The organism is Lachnoclostridium edouardi, assembly GCF_900240245.1.
Taxonomy (GTDB): Bacteria; Bacillota; Clostridia; order Lachnospirales; family Lachnospiraceae; genus Lachnoclostridium_A; species Lachnoclostridium_A edouardi.
This window is the reverse complement of sequence record NZ_OESQ01000001.1, coordinates 653,381-673,569: the sequence shown is the minus strand read 5'-3', so window position 1 is coordinate 673,569 and position 20,189 is coordinate 653,381. Positions and strand designations below refer to the sequence as shown.

20 protein-coding genes are annotated in these 20,189 nt (G+C 42.9%); 16 read left to right on the top strand and 4 right to left on the bottom strand.

What is annotated here, in order from left to right; genetic code table 11:
* The first annotated feature begins 94 nt into the window (after nt 1-94).
* Nucleotides 95-1,438 carry an MATE family efflux transporter gene (locus C1A07_RS03090; RefSeq protein ID WP_101875814.1) on the top strand — a complete coding sequence of 448 codons (1,344 nt, stop codon included), beginning with the start codon at nt 95-97 and terminating at the stop codon, nt 1,436-1,438.
* Between the two features lie 24 nt (nt 1,439-1,462).
* On the opposite strand, the gene C1A07_RS03085 is transcribed toward C1A07_RS03090, so the two are convergent.
* Nucleotides 1,463-1,915 (bottom strand): hypothetical protein, encoded by a 453-nt coding sequence (locus tag C1A07_RS03085; protein WP_101875813.1) that lies wholly within the window; start codon nt 1,913-1,915, stop codon nt 1,463-1,465.
* A gap of 239 nt (nt 1,916-2,154) precedes the next feature.
* Here C1A07_RS03085 and fliB point away from each other — a divergent pair, with 239 nt between their 5' ends.
* The 11 genes from fliB to ptsP all read left to right on the top strand — a co-directional run bounded on the left by fliB (nt 2,155) and on the right by ptsP (nt 13,332).
* Entirely contained in the window at nt 2,155-3,321 is a 1,167-nt protein-coding gene (gene fliB, locus C1A07_RS03080) for a flagellin lysine-N-methylase (RefSeq protein WP_101875812.1), read from the top strand.
* Between the two features lie 27 nt (nt 3,322-3,348).
* A complete protein-coding gene (locus C1A07_RS03075; RefSeq protein ID WP_101875811.1) occupies nt 3,349-3,861 on the top strand; it encodes a nitroreductase family protein in 513 nt (170 codons plus the stop codon).
* Between the two features lie 511 nt (nt 3,862-4,372).
* Nucleotides 4,373-5,131 (top strand): adenosylmethionine decarboxylase, encoded by a 759-nt coding sequence (gene speD, locus C1A07_RS03070; protein ID WP_101878012.1) that lies wholly within the window; start codon nt 4,373-4,375, stop codon nt 5,129-5,131.
* A gap of 13 nt (nt 5,132-5,144) precedes the next feature.
* A complete protein-coding gene (locus C1A07_RS03065; RefSeq protein WP_101878011.1) occupies nt 5,145-6,599 on the top strand; it encodes an aminotransferase class I/II-fold pyridoxal phosphate-dependent enzyme in 1,455 nt (484 codons plus the stop codon).
* A 7-nt stretch (nt 6,600-6,606) separates the two neighbouring features.
* Nucleotides 6,607-7,458 (top strand): polyamine aminopropyltransferase, encoded by an 852-nt coding sequence (gene speE / locus C1A07_RS03060; protein WP_101875810.1) that lies wholly within the window; start codon nt 6,607-6,609, stop codon nt 7,456-7,458.
* Nucleotides 7,448-8,302, top strand: coding sequence for an agmatinase (gene speB, locus C1A07_RS03055; protein ID WP_101875809.1), 855 nt, complete (start codon nt 7,448-7,450; stop codon nt 8,300-8,302). Before speE ends, speB begins: the two co-directional genes overlap by 11 nt.
* Nucleotides 8,303-8,342: 40 nt before the next feature.
* The gene (locus C1A07_RS03050; RefSeq protein WP_101875808.1) at nt 8,343-9,545 is read left to right on the top strand and encodes a saccharopine dehydrogenase family protein; all 1,203 of its coding nucleotides are present in this window, start codon (nt 8,343-8,345) and stop codon (nt 9,543-9,545) included.
* Entirely contained in the window at nt 9,545-10,681 is a 1,137-nt protein-coding gene (nspC, locus tag C1A07_RS03045) for a carboxynorspermidine decarboxylase (RefSeq protein ID WP_101875807.1), read from the top strand. Before C1A07_RS03050 ends, nspC begins: the two co-directional genes overlap by 1 nt.
* A gap of 208 nt (nt 10,682-10,889) precedes the next feature.
* Nucleotides 10,890-11,393: a PTS sugar transporter subunit IIA gene (locus C1A07_RS03040; RefSeq protein ID WP_101875806.1), complete on the top strand. Its 504-nt coding sequence runs from the start codon at nt 10,890-10,892 to the stop codon at nt 11,391-11,393.
* 35 nt (nt 11,394-11,428) lie between these two features.
* The gene (locus tag C1A07_RS03035; protein WP_101875805.1) at nt 11,429-11,686 is read left to right on the top strand and encodes an HPr family phosphocarrier protein; all 258 of its coding nucleotides are present in this window, start codon (nt 11,429-11,431) and stop codon (nt 11,684-11,686) included.
* A gap of 20 nt (nt 11,687-11,706) precedes the next feature.
* Nucleotides 11,707-13,332: a phosphoenolpyruvate--protein phosphotransferase gene (ptsP, locus tag C1A07_RS03030; protein WP_101878010.1), complete on the top strand. Its 1,626-nt coding sequence runs from the start codon at nt 11,707-11,709 to the stop codon at nt 13,330-13,332.
* A 25-nt stretch (nt 13,333-13,357) separates the two neighbouring features.
* Here ptsP and C1A07_RS03025 read toward each other — a convergent pair whose 3' ends face one another.
* Entirely contained in the window at nt 13,358-14,257 is a 900-nt protein-coding gene (locus tag C1A07_RS03025) for a DMT family transporter (RefSeq protein ID WP_101875804.1), read from the bottom strand.
* Between the two features lie 109 nt (nt 14,258-14,366).
* Between C1A07_RS03025 and yedF the strand changes: the two genes are divergently transcribed.
* From yedF to C1A07_RS03010, 3 genes are all read left to right on the top strand, one after another.
* The gene (gene yedF, locus C1A07_RS03020) at nt 14,367-14,990 is read left to right on the top strand and encodes a sulfurtransferase-like selenium metabolism protein YedF (protein ID WP_101875803.1); all 624 of its coding nucleotides are present in this window, start codon (nt 14,367-14,369) and stop codon (nt 14,988-14,990) included.
* 139 nt (nt 14,991-15,129) lie between these two features.
* Nucleotides 15,130-15,528: a DUF6465 family protein gene (locus C1A07_RS03015; RefSeq protein ID WP_101875802.1), complete on the top strand. Its 399-nt coding sequence runs from the start codon at nt 15,130-15,132 to the stop codon at nt 15,526-15,528.
* Between the two features lie 102 nt (nt 15,529-15,630).
* The gene (locus C1A07_RS03010) at nt 15,631-17,265 is read left to right on the top strand and encodes a SulP family inorganic anion transporter (RefSeq protein ID WP_207654293.1); all 1,635 of its coding nucleotides are present in this window, start codon (nt 15,631-15,633) and stop codon (nt 17,263-17,265) included.
* On the opposite strand, the gene C1A07_RS03005 is transcribed toward C1A07_RS03010, so the two are convergent.
* A complete protein-coding gene (locus tag C1A07_RS03005; RefSeq protein WP_101875800.1) occupies nt 17,252-17,815 on the bottom strand; it encodes a hypothetical protein in 564 nt (187 codons plus the stop codon). The two genes, C1A07_RS03010 and C1A07_RS03005, sit on opposite strands and share 14 nt — an antisense overlap.
* Before the next feature lie 77 nt (nt 17,816-17,892).
* Between C1A07_RS03005 and C1A07_RS03000 the strand changes: the two genes are divergently transcribed.
* Complete coding sequence (locus C1A07_RS03000; RefSeq protein ID WP_101875799.1) at nt 17,893-19,305, top strand: RsmB/NOP family class I SAM-dependent RNA methyltransferase; 1,413 nt, start codon at nt 17,893-17,895, stop codon at nt 19,303-19,305.
* Here the strand turns inward: C1A07_RS03000 and C1A07_RS02995 are convergent.
* A complete protein-coding gene (locus C1A07_RS02995; protein ID WP_101875798.1) occupies nt 19,277-20,188 on the bottom strand; it encodes an RluA family pseudouridine synthase in 912 nt (303 codons plus the stop codon). The two genes, C1A07_RS03000 and C1A07_RS02995, sit on opposite strands and share 29 nt — an antisense overlap.
* Nucleotide 20,189: the final 1 nt, after the last annotated feature.

Below are 20,189 nucleotides of genomic sequence, written 5' to 3'. Positions count from 1 at the left end.
ATTTTTTGCTCAATTATAAAATGGTTTTGTGAGGTTTGCAAGAAGTTCTGAAATAGTTCTGAAATATTATAAATGAAAATGTGAGGATAAATTTATGGCTGAAAGATTATCAGAAAACCTAATAGAGGGGACTCCGTGGAAGGTAATTGCAGGATTTTCCATCCCGGTTATTGGGGGAAATTTGTTCCAGTTATTTTACACTTTGGCGGATACTATTATTGTGGGAAAAACTTTAGGCGCAGACTCCCTGGCAGCAGTGGGGGCCACAGCTACCATTGTCTATTTTGTGCTGTGCTTTGTTCAGGGGCTGACGGGAGGCTTTGGAATATTATTAGGTCAGGCAGTGGGAGCTGGAAAGAAAAAAAGAATGAAAGAATGTGTGGCGGCGTCTATGTGGCTGTCAGCAGTATTTACAATTTTAATTACACTTGTCAGCTGCCTGTCCATTCATGTGATTTTAAGGTGTCTGAATACGCCTAAAGACATTTACAGTGAAACGTATACATATTTATTTATTATTTTTCTGGGAACAGGCACAACTGTTTTTTACAATATGATATCCAATATTTTAAGAGCATTAGGTGACAGCAGAACGCCTTTGTATTTCTTAATATTTTCTTCTTTGCTGAATATTGTGCTGGATATTATATTAATCGTTCCCTGTCATATGGGAGTAGCAGGAGCTGCAGCAGCTACGGTGATTTCACAGCTGCTGGCAGCAGTGTTCTGCATTATTTATACTTTTAAAAAGTATGAGGTGATTCGTTTAAAGGGAAGACAGTGGAAGCCGGAATGGGTGGTTTTAGTCCGCCACATAAAGCTGGGGCTGCCTATGGGCTTCCAAATGTCTGTTATGTGTATTGGCCAGCTGGCCATGCAGGCGGCGGTAAACCGTCTGGGCACAAGCGCCATTGCAGGTTATACCGCTGCCTCCAAGGTAGATCAGCTGCCTGTGCTGGTAGACAACGCTGTGGGCATCACCATAGCCAATTATGTAGCTCAAAACTACGGGGCCGGAAAGTTTAACAGAATCCGCCAGGGTGTGAAAGACTGCTTCCTTATGCTGACGGCCTTAAACTTTTTTATGGGCGCCCTGCTTCTTTTAGGACAGTCTCACGTAGTGCAGCTGTTTATTAATCAGCCTACAGAGGAAATTATTCTGTATGCCAAACAGTATCTTTGGATGATTGTGCCCTTCTATTTATTTTTGGGAATGCTGATGGTCTACAGAACAGCCCTGCAAAGCGTAGGCAATGCCTGGGCTCCCTTTGGGGCATGTATAATTGAGCTGTTTGCCAGACTGTCCTGCGCCTTAGGGCTGTCTTTAGTCCTGGGCTATAAAGCTATTTGCTTTTCCACGCCATTTGCCTGGATTTGCGCTCTGATATTGCTTATGCCTGTGTATTTTTATCAAAGCCGTAAAATGCCTGACAGATAAAACCAAGGGCGTTCCCACATGTTTTTAAACGCCGAATTTCCATCCTCTTTTAATGGTTCCGTTGCTGTTAAACTCAGTATAAACATAAGGAGCATCAGGGGTCGTGCCGTTTTCTGTAAAGGTATAATTATGTCCGTCTACTGCCTGAACTCCTGTAAACATTTTACAGGTGCTGGTATTAAAGTAATATACATTGCCGTTGATTTTCGTCAGGCCGCCCTGAAGCTCCCCGGAATCGGCGGCAAAATACCATGTGCCGTCTCTTTGAATCCATCCTGTGCGCATAATCTGATCGCTGCCAAAATAGAACCAGTGGTCCTTATAATGTACCCAGTTGCTTGTACAGTAGCTGTTGTTTCCCCAATCATATTTCCAGCCCTGTGAGGTACTGACCCAGCCGGCTGCCAGGGAAGTAAATGCGCTTGCAGCTGTAAATGCAGCAGTCATTGAAAGTGCGGCTAAACCTTTTAATTTCATAAAGAAACCTCCTTGCATTACATTTTTATTTCATTTTTTCCTTTTGTGAAATACAGCCATATTGTATAACTTGTATGACATTTTGGTCAATAGAAGTCATGGAATTGTAACAATGTAACAGGCAAATGTAATAAATGAAATGGAATTGTAAGGAATTAAAGGAAAATGTATACATTTTCAGTATTATATGGTGAAGACAAAGGAAACTTGTGATATGATGAAAAGCAGGAGGTAGCTCAATGAAAATAACAAGACCGGATTATTATGAGAAGTTTCACTGCATTGCCTCTAAGTGTAAGGACAGCTGCTGCGTGGGATGGGAAATTGACATTGACTTAGAAACATATAAAGACTATGTCAATCAGGACGGTCCTATTGGCCACAAGCTGCGCCGGTCTATGGAAGAGGAGGCCGGAACCTATCATTTTAAAATGGAAGGAAATAGATGCCCTTTCCTGGATAAAAATAATTTATGCCAGATTATTACTCAGCTGGGACAGGAAAGACTGTGTGAAATCTGCAGGGAGCACCCCAGATTTTACAGACAGTACAGCGGCTGGGGAGAAATGGGAATAGGTCTTTGCTGCGAGGAAGCTGCCAGGCTGATTATAGGCTGTCACAACCCTCCTTCTTATACTGTGTATCTGGAAGTGGAAGAGAGCGATACAGAGTCAAAAGCTAAAGATGATGTTCTGGAGGAATCAGAGAGAGCGCTGCTTTTAAAAACAAGAGAAACAGCCTTTGGGATATTAAGAAACCAGAGATTAAATATTTCTGAAAGATTGGCGGTGCTGTTGATTTACGGGGAAGAGCTGCAGGGTATTTTAGATTTTGGAGAAAATATAGAAGATATAGAAGAAGAGCTTTTAAAGGCCTGCAGAAAATATGGTGATAAAAAAAGACAGGAAAAGGAAGGAGGAAAACTGAAAAGGGAATTTTCCGGCTCTGAGGGGCTTACTATATGGACGCAGATGTTAAATTTTGTTCAGAACCTGGAGTCTATGACAACAGAATGGCCGGACAAATTGGCTCAGGCAAAAAATCAGCTGGAGGCTTTGGCAGATAAAAAAGAGGAGTTTTTATCCTGTTTAAAATATGGCTGCCAGTGGTACGGCAATATGGCGGAATATTTTGTATACAGATATTTTATAGAGGGAATTCTGGAAGGAAATATATTGCCAAAGGTGAAACTGACAGCCCTTGCCTGGCTTGTGGTCCTGCCTCTTCACATTGCCTTTTATTTAAGGGAAAATCAGTTTTCTCTGGAAAGTATGGCAGATGCGGCAAAAGAATTTTCTAAAGAAATTGAATACAGCACAGATAATTTAGAGGTTTTGGAAAAGGCAGGGTGGGAGATGGAATTTCTGTCTGAAGACGGAATTTTAAGCTGCCTTTTATACAAATAAATTAAGAAAAATAGAAAGGATGAAAAAATGGATTTTATTCAGTTAGCTAAAAAAAGATATTCAGTAAGAGCATATAAGGAAATGCCGGTGGAAAGGGAAAAACTGGAAAAAGTACTGGAGGCTGCAAAAGTAGCGCCTACAGCTTGCAATTTACAGCCCTTTCACCTGTATGTAGTTCAGGGAAAGGCAATGGAGAAAATCGAAAAAGCCGCCAGAACCTACGGAGGGACAGCCGCCGTTATTGTATGTGCAGATAAGGACAAGGCGTGGACCAGAAAATATGACGGTATGCAGACTACAGATATTGACGCGTCTATTGTTACAGACCACATGATGCTGGAGGCCACAGAACTGGGGCTGGGAAGTCTTTGGGTATGCTGGTTTAAGCCAGATGTTTTAAGAGAAGAATTTCAGATTCCAAAACATCTGATTCCTATTAATCTGCTGGTTTTAGGATATGCAGAGGGAAAGCCTTTGGCCCCGGAAAGACATAAGGAAACAAGAGCTTCCATAGAAAGCCTGACAACATTTATAGAATAGGAGAAATCCGCAGTAAATAGGTGGAATTTCTTGACAAATAACGGAAAATAGTGTACGATATTTTTCGACATGGAAAACAGAGAATTCGCATTCCATGCAAATATTTTTCTGACCACCTGCAAAAAGCAGGCCAAGGCCATACGGACAGCCGGGTCAACTGCCGATTGGTACTTCGTTACCGTTATTGATTGAGTTGAAAGCTCAATTTTTATAAGTTGGTTACTTTATAACCAGTGCGTGAACACGTACATCAACTTGTGAAAATGTCAATAAGAGTAGTAAAAGTAAAGTATTTGCTATATAGACTCTGAACTCTGTTATTCTATGAACCACTTTGCCGAAAACCTTAGTCTGTCTAAGAACGGCGAAAAAAGCAGTCATATAATAATAGAAATTGACGCAGGTAATGTACAGATTCATTGCCTGCGTTTTTGTTTTGCAAAAAACAGAAACCTCCCAGGCGGCCGGCTATCAGCCGGAAAAATTTAACTACCAGATATGGAGAACGGAGATGGGAGAAAAAATTAAATTGTACGGATTTAATAATCTGACAAAGGTATTAAGCTTTAATATTTATGACGTATGTTACGCCAAAACTGCCAGAGAGCAGAAGGATTACGTGGCGTATATTGACGAGCAGTACAATTCTGAGCGTTTAACCAATATTCTTACGAATTTGACAGATATGATCGGCGCAAAGGTTCTGAACATTGCCAGACAGGATTACGATCCTCAGGGAGCTTCAGTAACCATTTTAATTTCAGAGGGAATCAAAACTCCCATGGGAGAGATACAGCTGGCTCATTTAGACAAAAGCCATGTGACAGTACACACTTATCCAGAGTATCATCCGGAAACATGTCTGGCCACCTTTCGGGCAGATATAGAGGTAGGCACATGCGGGGAGATTACGCCTCTGTCCACCTTAAATTATCTGATTGGCTCCTTCGATTCTGATATTATTACTATGGATTATAGAATCAGAGGATTTACAAGAGATGTAAACGGGAAAAAGCTGTTTATGGACCATCCGATCACCTCCATTCAAAGCTATATTGCTCCGGAGGTGCTGCAAAGGTACGATACCATAGACATTAATGTTTATGAAGCAAATTTATTTCATACAAAGATGATGGTGAAGGACATTGACCTTCAAAACTATCTTTTTAAAACCGACGTATACGAGCTTCCTCCTCAAAAAAGGCTGGAGATTATTAACAGTCTGAGGAAGGAAATGATTGAAATATTCAGCGGACGCAATATTTATTAAGAGAGGAAACGACATGAACCCATTGTCCCAGGAGCGCGCCCCGATTTATGAGGCGCTGGAAAACTTTAAAAAAATGCGGGTGGTGCCCTTTGACGTTCCAGGACATAAAAGAGGCAGAGGCAATCCTGAGCTGACTGCATTATTAGGTGAGAAATGTGTTGGAATGGATGTAAATTCCATGAAGCCTTTAGACAACCTTTGTCATCCCATTTCTGTAATCAGGGAGGCAGAGGAGCTGGCGGCCCAGGCTTTCCAGGCTGCTCACGCTTTTCTCATGGTGGGAGGCACTACATCTGCAGTGCAGAGCATGGTGCTTTCTGTGGTGAAAAGAGGAGAAAAGATTATTCTTCCAAGAAATGTACACCGCAGCGTTATGGGAGCCATGGTGCTTTGCGGAGCTGTGCCTGTGTATGTAAACCCAGAAGGGGACGACAGGCTGGGGATTCCCCTGGGAATGAGCGTGGCGGCGGTGGAAAGGGCTATTAAGGAAAACCCTGACGCTAAAGCTGTATTAGTCAACAACCCTACTTATTACGGAATTTGTTCCAATTTAAAAGCCATTGTAGATTTGGCCCACAGACACGGTATGTTCTGTCTGGCAGACGAGGCCCACGGCACACATTTTTATTTTGGAGAAAACCTGCCTGTGTCAGCTATGGCGGCAGGAGCCGACATGGCTGCTGTTTCTATGCATAAATCTGGAGGCAGCTTAACACAAAGCTCTATTTTATTAATAGGGCCTGCTATGCAGGAAGGCCATGTGAGACAGATTATTAACTTAACTCAGACTACCAGCGGTTCTTATCTTTTGCTGTCCAGCCTGGACATTTCCAGAAGAAATCTGGCTTTGCGGGGAAAGGAAACCTTCCGCCAGGTAGTGAATATGGCAGAATATGCCAGAGCTGAGATTAATCAGATCGGCGGATATTATGCTTACGGCAGAGAGCTGTGCAACGGGGACAGCATATATGATTTTGACGTGACAAAATTGTCTGTGCACACCAGGGAAATCGGGCTGGCAGGTATAGAAGTATATGACCTTTTAAGAGATGAGTACGATATTCAAATTGAGTTTGGAGATCTGGGAAATATATTAGCCTATTTGTCCATTGGGGACAGGCAAAGGGATATTGAGCGTTTAGTCAGCGCTTTATCAGAGGTGAAACGCCGGTTTGGCGGAGATAAATCAGATTTAATGGTGCACGAATATATTGAGCCTCAGGTAGTGCTGTCTCCCCAGGATGCTTTTTATGCAGAAAAAGAATCCAGACCTTTAAGGCAGACCTGCGGATGTGTGTGCAGCGAGTTTGTTATGTGTTACCCTCCAGGAATCCCTGTTTTAACCCCTGGGGAGAGGATCACTGAAGAAATATTAGATTATATTGAATATGCTAAGGCCAAAGGATGTTCTATGACAGGACCTGAGGACCCTGTAATTGAACATTTAAATGTCTTGAAAGGAGTATAAAATAGATATGGAGCTTTGGTTTTCTGAGGCGCAGACGCCTCATGTTAAATTGTCCATCCGGGTAGACAAGCAGCTGTACAGCGGAAAAAGTGAATTTCAGCGGATCGACGTGTTTCAGTCCCCGGAATTTGGACGGTTTCTGGTGTTAGACGGATATATGATGCTTACAGAAAAGGATGAGTTTATTTACCATGAAATGATTACTCATGTGCCTATGGCAGTTCACCCAAATGTACGGCAGGTGCTGGTAATCGGAGCCGGGGACGGCGGAGTGGTCAGGGAGCTGACAAGATACCCGGAAATTGAGCAGATTGATATGGTGGAGATTGACCAGCAGGTAGTGGAGGTTTGCAAGAAATATCTGCCTAAAACCTCCTGCAGACTGGGAGATCCCAGAGTGAATATATACTATGAGGACGGCCTGAAGTTTATCAGGGCATGTGAAAACAAATATGACTTGATTATTGTAGATTCCACAGATCCTTTTGGACCTGGGGAAGGGCTGTTTACAAGAGAATTTTACGGCAACTGCTATAAAGCCCTGAAGGAAGACGGAATTATGGTGAATCAGCATGAAAGTCCGTTTTATGAGGAGGACGCTTTGTCCTGTCAGAAGATGCACAAGCTGATTGTAGAATCCTTCCCTATCAGCAGAGTTTATCACGCTCATATTCCCACTTATCCGTCTGGACACTGGCTGTTTGGTTTTGCTTCTAAAAAGTATCATCCTCTCAGAGACTTAGACGACATTAAATGGAATATGCGGGGGATTTCCTGCAGATATTATACAACAACCCTTCATAAGGGGGCTTTTTACCTGCCGTATTATGTAGAGGAGATGCTGGAAAATGTTGAATAAAAATATAGAAGTATTTATGGGATGTGACAAAGAGTTTCAGGAGGCGGACATTGTTATGTTTGGCGCTCCCTTTGACTCCACCACCTCCTTTCGCCCTGGCACCAGGTTTGGAAGCGGGGCGATCCGCCGGGAATCCTATGGCATAGAAATGTACAGCCCATACCAGGACCGGGATTTAGAGGACTCGGCAGTCATGGACTGCGGAGATCTGGAGCTTTGTTTTGGAAATACAGAGAAGGCTTTAAAGCAAATTGAAGAGCAGACAAAAGAGATTTTAGACGGCGGAAAAATTCCATTTATGGTGGGAGGAGAGCATCTTGTAACCTTAGGCGCTTTTCGGGCTGTATTTGAAAAATATCCTGAGGTTTTTATTATTCATTTTGACGCACATGCAGATTTAAGAGAAGATTATCTGGGAGAACAGCTTTCCCATGCCTGCGTGCTTCACAGGTGCTGGGACTTAACGGGAGACGGAAAAATTTTTCAGTTTGGAATCCGCTCCGGGGACAGGGAAGAATTTAAATGGGGCGGCAGCCATGTAACTACCAGAAAGTTTGATTTTCAGGGCCTGGATCAGGTGCTGGAAAGCTTAAAAGGAAAGCCGGTTTACTTTACTGTAGATTTAGATGTAATGGACCCTTCTGTTTTTCCGGGAACAGGAACGCCGGAGCCGGGAGGAGTAACCTTTGATCAGCTGAGACAGGCTGCAGAGACAGTTTGCCGCAAGGCAGACATAGTAGGCTTAGACGTAAATGAATTAAGCCCCCATTATGACGCCAGCGGAGTGTCTACAGCCGCAGCATGTAAGATTATAAGAGAGATGCTGCTGGCTTTACAGAAATAGGAAAGATAAATTTAAGAAACCATGTAAGGAGGAAATGGAAATGGGAAAAGCCTTAATTATCGGATGTGGAGGAGTAGCTTCTGTTGCAATTCACAAATGCTGCCAGAACAGTCAGGTATTTGAAGAGATTTGCATTGCCAGCCGCACAAAATCCAAATGCGATGCTTTGAAAGAAAAATTACAGGGAACTACAAAGACTAAGATTACTACAGCTCAGGTGGATGCAGATCAGGTGGACCAGCTGATTGAGCTGATTAATCAGGAAAAGCCGGACGTAGTATTAAACCTGGCTCTTCCATATCAGGATCTGACTATTATGGACGCCTGTCTGGCTACAAAAACACATTATATTGACACAGCAAATTATGAGCCTGAGGATACAGCTAAGTTTGAATACAGCTGGCAGTGGGCTTACAGAGAAAAATTTGAGGAGGCAGGCATCACAGCCTTGTTAGGAAGCGGATTTGATCCGGGAGTTACAAGCGTATTTTCCGCCTACGCCTTAAAACATGAATTTGACGAAATCAACTATATTGATATTTTAGATTGTAACGGCGGAGATCACGGATATCCTTTTGCAACTAATTTTAACCCGGAAATTAATATTAGAGAGGTTTCTGCAAAGGGCTCCTACTGGGAGGACGGCCATTGGGTAGAAACAGAGCCTATGGAAATTAAACGGGTTTACAATTTTGAGGGAGTGGGAGAAAAGGATATGTACCTGCTTCACCACGAAGAAATTGAAAGCCTTGCTTTAAATATTCCGGGGATTAAAAGAATCCGTTTCTTTATGACCTTTGGACAAAGCTATTTGACTCATTTGAAATGTTTGGAAAATGTGGGAATGACATCTATTGAGCCTATTATGTATGAAGGAAAAGAGATTATTCCTCTGCAGTTTTTAAAAGCAGTGCTGCCTGATCCTTCTTCTTTAGGCCCAAGAACAAAAGGAAAAACAAATATCGGATGTATTTTCCAGGGCAAAAAGGATGGAAAAGACAAAACGTATTATCTGTATAATATTTGCGATCACGAGGAATGTTATAAAGAGGTAGGTTCTCAGGCAGTGGCTTATACTACAGGAGTGCCTGCCATGATCGGAGCAATGATGATAATGACAGGAACCTGGAATAAGCCGGGAGTTCACAACATTGAAGAGTTTGATCCGGACCCATTTATGGATGCATTAAATAAATGGGGACTGCCCTGGAAAGAGTCCTATGATCCGGTATTGGTGGATTAATGGGGGCGCCCATAGAGGGCCCAGGCCCTACACCTTATTTTTTAATAGATGAAGAACGCCTGATTCATAATCTGGAAATATTAAAGGACGTGGCGAATCGGTCCGGTTGTAAAATACTGCTGGCTCAAAAAGCATTTTCCATGTTCAGCGTGTATCCCTTAATAAAAAAATATTTAGCCGGAACAGCTGCCAGCGGTCTTTATGAGGCCAGATTAGGATGTGAAGAAATGGGGGGAGAAACCCACGTGTTTTCTCCCGCTTACAGGGAAGATGAATTTGAAGAGCTGCTTCAGTTTGCAGACCACATTATTTTCAACTCTCCGGCTCAGGTGAGAAAATTAGGCTTAAAGGCCAGAAGCGCCGGAAAATCAATTGGACTTAGATTAAATCCGGAATGCTCCACCCAGGAGGGACATGAGATTTACGATCCCTGCTCCCCTGGCTCCAGACTGGGAACTACCCTGGAGGCTTTTGATCAGGGAATTCTGCCTATGTTAGACGGTTTTCACATTCACACCTTGTGCGAGCAGGATTCTGACGCTCTGGAGGTGACGGTGAAGGCTGTGGAGGAAAAATTCGGCCCCTGGCTGGGACAGATGAAATGGGTGAACCTGGGAGGCGGACACCATATTACAAGGCCAGGATATGATATTGAGCGGCTGGTAAAAATTATTCGTCACCTGAGAGACACATACCATGTGGAAATATATTTAGAGCCTGGAGAAGCAGTGGTGCTGAACGCCGGATTTTTAGTGTCCAGAGTACTGGAGGTTGTTCACAACAAAATAGACATTGCGATTTTAGATACTTCTGCCGCATGTCACATGCCTGACGTGCTGGAGATGCCCTACCGTCCGCCAGTGACAGACAGCAAAAAAGCAGGAGAGCTGCAGTACACCTACCGTTTAGCAGGTCCCACCTGCTTAGCAGGCGATATTATTGGAGATTACTCCTTTCAGGATCCCTTAAAGCCAGGCAGTTTGGTGATTTTTGAGGATATGGCTTTATATACTATGGTAAAGACAAATACCTTTAACGGAATGGCCCTTCCCTCTATTGTATATAGAGACAGCCAGGGAGTCTGTAAAATCGTGCGCAGCTTTGGGTATGAGGATTTTAAAAACAGGTTATCATAAATTACAAAGGAGCGCTGTTTTGCGGCGCTCCTATTATTTTCAGCTTCAGCTGCGTCAGGAGCAGGGCCAGATTAAATGGGCCTTTGTATAGAAACCATAAGGTTGTGAAAAAAACGACAATTTTATTTGCATGAGATATAACAGTGTGCTATTATACCTGTATATAAACTGTTTTTTGTACAATAATCAAGAAATAGGAGGAAGAAAAATGTTTAAAAAATTATTTGGAAAAAAAGAGGAAGAGTCTGCAGCGCCAAAAGAGGGCCGGCTGCTGGCAATTCAAAGCGGCAAGACAGTTCCTGTTGAGGAAGTTCCTGACCCTGTATTTTCCCAGAAGATGCTGGGAGACGGCGTTGCCCTGATTCCGGAGGATGGAAAGATCTACAGCCCTGTAAATGGAAAGATTGTCAGCCTGATTCCTTCCAAACATGCATATGGAATTGAAGCAGAGGAGGGAGCTGAGGTTTTAATTCACATTGGGCTGGAAACAGTAGCTCTTAACGGTGAAGGCTTTACATGCCACGTAAAAAAAGATCAGACTGTAAAAGCAGGAGATTTGCTGGCAGAAGTAGATTTAGAATTATTAAAGGAAAAGGGATATAATACTATTACCCCTATATTGATTACTAATATGGATGACGTGCGGGAAGTGAAAATGACTACAGGCCCGGTTACAGCAAAAGAAACAGTGATGATCACATACAAAAAATAAATTTAAATAAAAAAAGTAAGCAGGAGGAAAAGATTATGTATCAGTTTCATTACACAGTTAAGGATGAGTTAGGAATTCATGCAAGACCGGCAGGACTTCTGGTTAAGGAAGCAAAGCAGTATGAAAGCAAGGTAAGTATTGAAAAAGAGGGAAGGACAGTGGATGCCAAAAAGCTGATGGCTGTAATGAGCCTGGGAGTAAAATGCGGCCATGAGATTACAGTGACTGTGGAAGGAGAGGATGAAGAAACTGCAGGACCAGCAGTGGAAAAGTTCTTCCAGGATAATCTGTAAAGTTAGGAGATTATTAAATGATGGAAAAGTATTTTGGAAAACCAGTATTCAGGGGCACTGCTATGGGCAAGCTGGCAGTGTTCCAGAAGAAAGATAATCTTGTAAAGAGAACCCGCATCAAAGATGCAGACGCTGAGATGAAGCGTTTTGAGGAAGCAAAGGAAGAGGCGCTTGCGCAGCTTCAGGGCTTGTATGATAAGGCGCTGAAAGAAGTGGGAGAAGCCAACGCGGCTATTTTTGAAGTACATCAGATGATGATGGAGGATGACGATTATTTAGAGTCCATTGAAAATATTGTGAGAACTCAGGAGGTGAATGCAGAATATGCAGTAGCCACCACCGGAGATAATTTTTCTCAGATGTTTGCAGAAATGGATGATGAATACATGAAGGCCAGATCTGTTGATGTAAAAGACATATCTGAACGCTTAATTAACGTGCTTAGCGGCGCAGGAGGAAATGGCCTGAATTTTGACCAGCCGGTTATTATTGTGGCTGACGATCTGACCCCCAGTGAAACTGTTCAGTTAGATAAAGATAAGGTTCTGGCTTTTGTCACCGTACATGGTTCAGCCAATTCACACACTGCTATTTTAGCCAGAATGATGAATATTCCTGCTGTTGTGGGAGTTAATATTCCTTTAGACAGCAGCGTTAACGGAAAAATAGGCATTGTAGATGGTTCCAAAGGCCAGGTAATTGTGGAGCCGGACCAGGAGACTGAAAAGGCGGCTGCGGCAAAAATCCAGGAGGAAGAGGAAAAAACGAAGCTGCTTCAGCAGTTAAAGGGCAAAGAGAATATTACTTTAGACGGCCAGAAAATTAATATTTATGCAAATATTGGCAGCGTGGGAGACGTAGCCAGCGTAATGGCCAATGACGCTGGAGGAATTGGCCTGTTTAGAAGTGAATTTTTGTATTTAGGAAGAGACACATATCCTACAGAGGAGGAGCAGCTTCAGGCTTACCGTCAGGTGGCAGAGCTGATGGCAGGAAAAAAGGTAATTATCAGAACATTGGATATTGGAGCTGATAAAAAGGTAGATTACTTTGATTTAGACCAGGAAGAAAATCCTGCATTAGGCTTCCGGGCTATTCGTATCTGCCTGAAACGTCCTGAAATCTTTAAAACACAGATGAGAGCCATTCTCAGAGCCAGTGTTTACGGCAATATTGCAGTAATGTATCCTATGATTATTTCTGTGGAAGAAGTTAGGAAAATTAAACAGATTGTAGAAGAGGTAAAAGAGGAGCTGTCTGCCAATAATATTCCTTTCGGCAACATTGAACAGGGTATTATGATAGAGACTCCTGCAGCTGCAGTAATGAGCGACGTGCTGGCAAAGGAAGTAGACTTTTTCAGCATTGGAACTAACGACCTGACTCAGTATACGCTGGCTATTGACCGTCAGAACAACAATCTGGATGATTTTTATGACCCTCACCATCCGGCGGTGCTGCGCCTGTTAAGATTAGTGGCGGAAAATGCTCATAAAAATGGAATTTGGGCAGGCATCTGCGGGGAATTGGGAGCAGATTTGTCTTTAATCAGAGAATTCTTAGATATGGGAATGGACGAGCTTTCTGTGTCTCCGTCCATGGTTTTAAGAGTGAGAAACGAAGTGAGAAAAATAGATAGAAGATAAGTTTCAGTAAAGCGTTGCAGACAGACTAAGAAGTCTTTTTCTGCAGCGCTTTATTTTCAATATAAGAGTAGTACAGCACGCTGCCTAAAATAACGGCGCTTCCTATAAGCTGCAGAGGCGCCGGAATTTCCTGAAAAAGCGCCATGGCAATAAAGCCGGCTACTACTGGCTCGCACAGCTTGGAGGCAGAGACAAAAGCCGGTGAAAAGTATTTTAAGCACCAGCTGAATATGCTGTGTCCAAGTAAGGTAGAAAAAATACTTAGAAGCAGGCCTACAATTATAGGGCTAAGGCCCCAGCCTGTAAATGACTGTCCCTGGAGCAATACAAGGGCGATTAAAGTAATACCTGAAAATACATATACAAGGTATGTATAAGCGGTGGTGGTCATAGTGCGGCGGGCTATACCTCCAAGTAATGTATATACAGCCACAAAAACCGCTGCCGCCAGAGATAAAATATCTCCGTATAAATGATTTTCCCCGCCGTTATAATCAGAAAAGGCGATGAGAATACTTCCCAAAAAGGTAGCCAGTATGATGAGAACAGCCTTCCATCCCAAAGTTCCCTTCATAAATATGCAGTATCCTAAGGCCACCCAGATTACTTCTGTGCACACAATTACTGTAGAGCTGGCTACAGAGGTATGACTAAGAGAGGCAAACCAGAAGAAAAAGTGAAAAGCCAGAAATATGCCGCTGACAGCGCAGAGCAATAAGGTTTTTTTGTTAACGGAAAAAAGCTCTGATCTATATTTCTTTTGGCCCAGGGCAACAGGTGACATAAGGAGAACCGTCCAGACTAGTCTGTAAGCGGCGGTAACTGCTGAGGGAGCTTCTGAAAATTTTACAAAAATAGCAGAAAGGGAGATGCCAAAAATGCCGGTGATAATCATGGTCATTGGATGTTTTTCTATAAACTTCATGGAAAATCCAGCCTTTCATCAAGAGTTTCTTTCTGACTATAGCACAAAAAAGAAAAAAATGATATCATAAATCCAAAAGAAGGAGAATAAAAGGAGAATATAAGTTAAAATGAAATTAGTAGATGCAAGAGGAATGTCTTGTCCTAAACCGGTGATTGAGGCAAAAAAAGCTTTAGAACATATGGATGATTCCACGTTAGAAGTTTTAGTAGATAATACGGCCGCAGTTTCCAATTTAATGAAACTGGGAAATTATATGAAGGTGGAAACGGAATCTTGCCAGCTGGGAGAACATGAATATAAGGTGATATTTAAGAAAAATGACCAAGAAACCTGCTGTGATAAGGAGACAGATTGTAAAACAGAGGAGAAAAAACAAGTTTTAGAAGCAGCAACAGCAGGAAAGGCAGTTGTTATTTCCGCAGACCATATGGGGGAGGGAGATGATGTGTTAGGCCGACTTCTGATGAAGGGATTTATTTATGGGCTGACAGAGCTGGAAGAGATCCCGGAGACAGTTTTATTGTATAACGGAGGTGCAAAGCTTTCTGTGGAAGGTTCAGATTCTTTAGAGGATTTAAGGCTTTTAGAAAGCCAGGGAGCAGAAATACTTACCTGCGGCACATGTCTCAATCATTATGGACTGACAGAAAAGCTGGCTGTGGGAAATGTAACGAATATGTATGTAATTTGTGAAAAAATGATGTCTGCCTCCAGGCTTATTAAGCCATAACATTATAACAAGAAACAGAGAATTCAGACAGGTTTGTTGACAAAAAATCAGAATAGATTTATAATGCACTAAGCATAAATAAGACAGCTTGGCGTTTACTGATTAGAATTTTAACAAGGATTGCGAGGAGGAAGTAATTATGGCAACCGTAAAGAAAGAAACAAAAACCACAGAAACAAAGGCAGTGAAGAAGACTGCTGCGCCAGTTCAGACAGCGCCGGCTGCAGAAACAGCAGAGGTAAAAGCACCTGCGAAGGAAGCGCCTGTAAAGGAGACAGCTGCTAAAACAACAGCTGGAGCAAAAACTACTAAGAAAGCTCCTGCTAAAAAGGCAGATCCAAAAGCTTCTGTATATGTAGAGTATGCAGGAAAGCAGATTGAAGCAAAAGAGGTTTTAGAGTCAGCAAAAAAGGCATTTAAAAAATCCCACAGAGGCGTGGAGATTAAGACTATTGAAATTTATGTAAAGCCTGAGGAATCTGTAGCTTACTACGTAGTAAACGGTGAAGGATCAGACGATTACAAGATTGAGTTATAAAAACAAGAGTTCAGGCCGCATGTCCTATTGGGCGTGCGGTTTTTCTTGCACAGGGGAGTAATGAAGGTGAAAAGTGAGTGGAAACCAAAGATAATGACTTGTATGAAAGGATACGGAAGACAGCAGCTGATTAAGGATATTATATCCGGGGCGATTGTGGCTGTAATTGCCTTTCCCTTATCAGTAGCTCTGGCCATAGCTTCCGGAATGAGTCCGGAGAGAGGACTGTATTCAGCAATAGTAGGAGGATTTCTGGTATCTTTGTTGGGAGGCAGCAGGGTAAATATTGGAGGCGCCACGGCCGCCACTGTTATGACAGTATTTACAATTGTCCGGGATTTTGGTCTGACAGGATTAGCCTTAGCCAGCATTATGGCAGGTGTTTTTCTGATTATTCTGGGAGCGCTGCGTTTTGGAATGCTGTTAAAATATATTCCTAGAACAATTACAACAGGCTTTACAGCCGGTATCGCCATGGGTATTTTCTCAGGCCAGATCAAAGGGTTTTTAGGCCTTGATATGGGAGATATTCCTGTAAAGGTTATGGATAAATTTGTGGCTTACAGCCAGGTGCTTCACACGTTAAACGACAGAACTGCCGCTATAGGCTGTATGGCAATTATTATACTTTTAGTGCTGCCTAAAATTACAAACAGGATTCCCAACTCCCTGGCAGCTATTCTTATTACAACTCCTATAGTACTTTTTGGAAATATGAAGGAGGTTGCCACTATACGCAGTGTTTACGGAGAACTGCCTTCCCATTTTCCCAGGCCATCCATGCCGGAAATCAGTTTAGAATTGATTTCCAATTTGCTGCCTTCAGCTGTTACGCTGGCCCTTCTAATTGCCATTGTCTCCCTTTTGGCCTGTGTTGTGACAGACGGCTTAATGGGAGAACAGCATGATTCCAGCCAGGAGTTAATTGCCCAGGGCATCGCTAATATTTTTTGCGGCTTCTTTGGAGCAGTGCCGGTGGCCGGAGCCGTGGCCAGGGCATCCAGCAATATTAAAAACGGAGGCCGTACTCCTGTAGCTGGCATGGTCCACAGCGTATGCGTGCTTTTTATTTTGATTTTTCTTATGCCGTTAGCCGGCTACATCCCTATTCCCACCTTATCGGCTATTTTGATTACAGTAGCTGTAAACATGATTAACTGGAAGGAAGTTGTATTTATTATCGGCCATGCCCCTAAATCGGATGTGGCGGTAATGTTAGTCACCTTTTTTTCAGGAATTTTGGTGGATCTTCTGTTTGCAGTGGAGATGGGGGTTCTGATTTCCGCCTTTTTATTTATGCGCAGAATGTCAGACGTTACTACTGTGCGGGGATGGTCTTATGAGGAAATACCGGAGGACGATGCGGACAACCTGCATTATAAAAAGGTGCCCAGACATACTTTAGTATACGAGCTGGAAGGGCCTATCTTTTTTGCCACAGTAGACGAGCTGCTTAGAATTACAGCCCAAAAAAATACCAGAGTTATTATTCTGCGTATGCGCAGCGTGCCTTCTATGGATATTGCCGCTCTTACATCCCTGGACGGCTTTGTGGACAGATGTAAAGCCAGAAATATTACAGTGCTGTTATCCCATGTACAAAGCCAGCCTTATTCTGTAATGAGAAAGGCAGGCTTTGACAAAAAGCTGGGACAGGAAAACTTCTGCGCTAATATTGACGCGGCCCTTGCAAAGGCGGAAGCTATGCTGCCTGTAAAAAAAGCTAAAGAGGACTAATAGTCAGCTGTTCAGTTACAGTTTTTAGCAGAAGCCGTACAAAAACAGTAAAGGCCACAGTGAAAAATATTTCCAGGGCGCTGCTTATAATGCCGGAGGAAAGCAGTAAAAAAACAGAGAAGGCTGTAATGATGAGAAAACCTATGAAAAATGGCCTGTAAATAACCGGGTTGGCCTGACAAAATTTCCATAGTATTGAAAAAAGGCATAAAGTCAGTACAGCGGCAGAGCTGAAAGCAAATAAAATATGGAGAAAAGAAGCAACAGGAAACTGATCTGGAAGATATGGAATCATTACTGCAAAAAACAGCAGAAACGACGCCACATTAATAAGAAAAGTTTCCCGTTTTTTCTTAGAAAGGGGCATAATAATTCTGTGGAGGGAGAAATAAAAATATCCGCCTACTAAAATGCCCCAGCACAAAAAGAAATTTGTGCGGCCCATAAGATTTCCAATTACAGAAAAATTGGTGGAGAACCAGTTTGTTTTGTATGTGAAAACTAAAGTATAGATAGGAATTACTGCGTATGCTAATAAATTCAGCAACATAATGATCACCTCTAACGCTTAGTATGGAGAAAAATTAATATATCATAATAGAAATCATTGGACAGGGAGGAAAAAATATGGTGTTGCCCTTGGAGTTTGAAGATAAAATGAAACAGCTTTTAGGAACAGAGTACAGCTTATTTAGAGACAGCTATGAAAAACAGCGGGCTTATGGGCTGAGAATAAATTATTTAAAAGAAAAGGGCGCAAAAGAAGGAATCAGACAGGATGTAATTTCCATGTTTCAGATGGAGCCGGTGCCCTGGGCAAAGGACGGGTATTATTACAGGGAGGAATGCAGGCCAGGACGTCATCCTTACCATTATGCAGGCCTATATTATATCCAGGAGCCTAGCGCCATGGCTGTGGCGGCTCTTTTAGACCCTAAGCCGGGAGAGCGGGTTCTGGATTTGTGCGCCGCTCCAGGAGGAAAAAGCAGCCATATTGCCTCTATGATGATGGGGGAAGGATTTCTTTTAAGCAATGAAATACATCCGGCCAGAGGAAAAATCCTGTCTCAGAATATGGAGCGTATGGGGGCGGGAAATGTGGTGGTTTCCAATGAAGATTCTGGAAAGCTGGCAAAGGAGTTTCCCGAATTTTTCCATAAGATTGTTGTGGACGCCCCCTGTTCCGGAGAAGGTATGTTTAGAAAAGATGAGACGGCAAGGAAGGAGTGGAGCCCTGACCATGTAACTCTTTGCGCCAAAAGGCAGTTAGAGATCTTAGATAATGGGGCCAGAATGCTGCAGCCAGGGGGACGGCTGGTATATTCTACCTGTACGTTCTCACCAGAAGAAAACGAGCAGACCATAGAAAGCTTTTTAGAATCACATGAAGATTTTTATGTAGAACAGCAAGATTCTGTACCTGACGGACTTTCACAGGGGCGGCCGGAGTGGAGCAAAAATGAAAATCTTCAGCTGAAAAATACTTTTCGCATATGGCCCCACTTAGCAGAAGGGGAGGGGCATTTTCTGGCTGTTCTCAGGAAAAAGGATTGTGAGGGAAAAAAGTCTGTAAGGCAGGAAGAAAAGGGAATCATAAAAGAAAAAGCAATTTTAAAAGGTTTAAAGGAATTATTAGAACAAATCTGCCCGGAAGCTAAGGAATTGTTAAACAGAAAAAACTACATACAGTTTGGGTATCAAATATATCTTTTGCCAGAGGACATGGGAACCATAAAAGGGATGAAGATTCTCCGCCCGGGGCTTCATCTGGGAAGTATAAAAAAGAACAGAATTGAGCCGGCTCACGGCCTGGCTATGTATTTGGACGAAACAAAGGCGGCAAAAGTATGCAGGCTGAGCCTGGAGGAAGCAAAGGCTTATTTAAGAGGAGAGTCTATACAAAAACCGGGAGAAAAGGGATGGACCTTAATGACTTTGGAGGGCTGCTCTCTGGGCTGGGCCAAGCAGTCTGGAACTATTTTAAAAAATCACTATCCCAAGGGGCTTAGGATTATGGGATTTCAAAGTCAGGAGGGCTGAGAGCAAACTTCATATCCTCAGGAATAGGGGCAGTAAAACACATCTTCTCTCCGGTAAGAGGGTGAGAAAACTTCAGCCTGTGAGAGTGGAGAGCCTGCCGTCTTATATAATGATAATCTGGGTTATAGAGAAAATCCCCAGGCAGGGGATGGCCGATGGCCTTCATGTGAACGCGGATTTGATGAGTTCTTCCGCTTTCTAAGTGAAGGCTTAAAAGAGAGCAGCGGCAGTCCGGATTGTAACACAGCCTTTTGTAAAATGTCCGCGCCTTATCTCCCTCGGCGTAGTTTACACACCGCTCAATTGTGGAGTGGTGGACTCTGGCAATGGGAGCTTCCACCTGTCCTTTTTGCAAAGTCATTCCCCGGACTACAGCCAGGTATTCTCTGTGAATCTGTCTGGAGGCCACCATAGCCGATAAAATACATGCGGACAGCATGTGCTTTGCCACAATGAGTAGTCCTGTAGTGTCCCGGTCCAGGCGGTTAATTGCCCGGTAAACAAAGGCCTGTCCTTTTTCCTGAAAATACCAGGCCAGACCGTTGGCCAGGGTGTTGGAAAAATTACCCTGGGAAGGGTGGATGGGAACTCCTGCCTGCTTGTTTACGACTAAAATATCTTCGTCCTCATATACAATGGAGAGCTTCATGGGAACGGGCACTATGTTGTGGGAAGACTGTTCCTCTATTAAAGTAACAGTAAGCTTTTGACCGGCCTTTAATATATAAGTAGTGTATACCAAATCGCCGGAGACGGTGAGCCCCATAGGAGTATTTCTCAAATGAACAATTATATTTTTTGAATATCCCAGGCTTTTTAGAAAAAGCTCCACGCTTTTTCCGGCCTGTTTTTCTGTAATATTATAACAAATAATTTTTTTCATG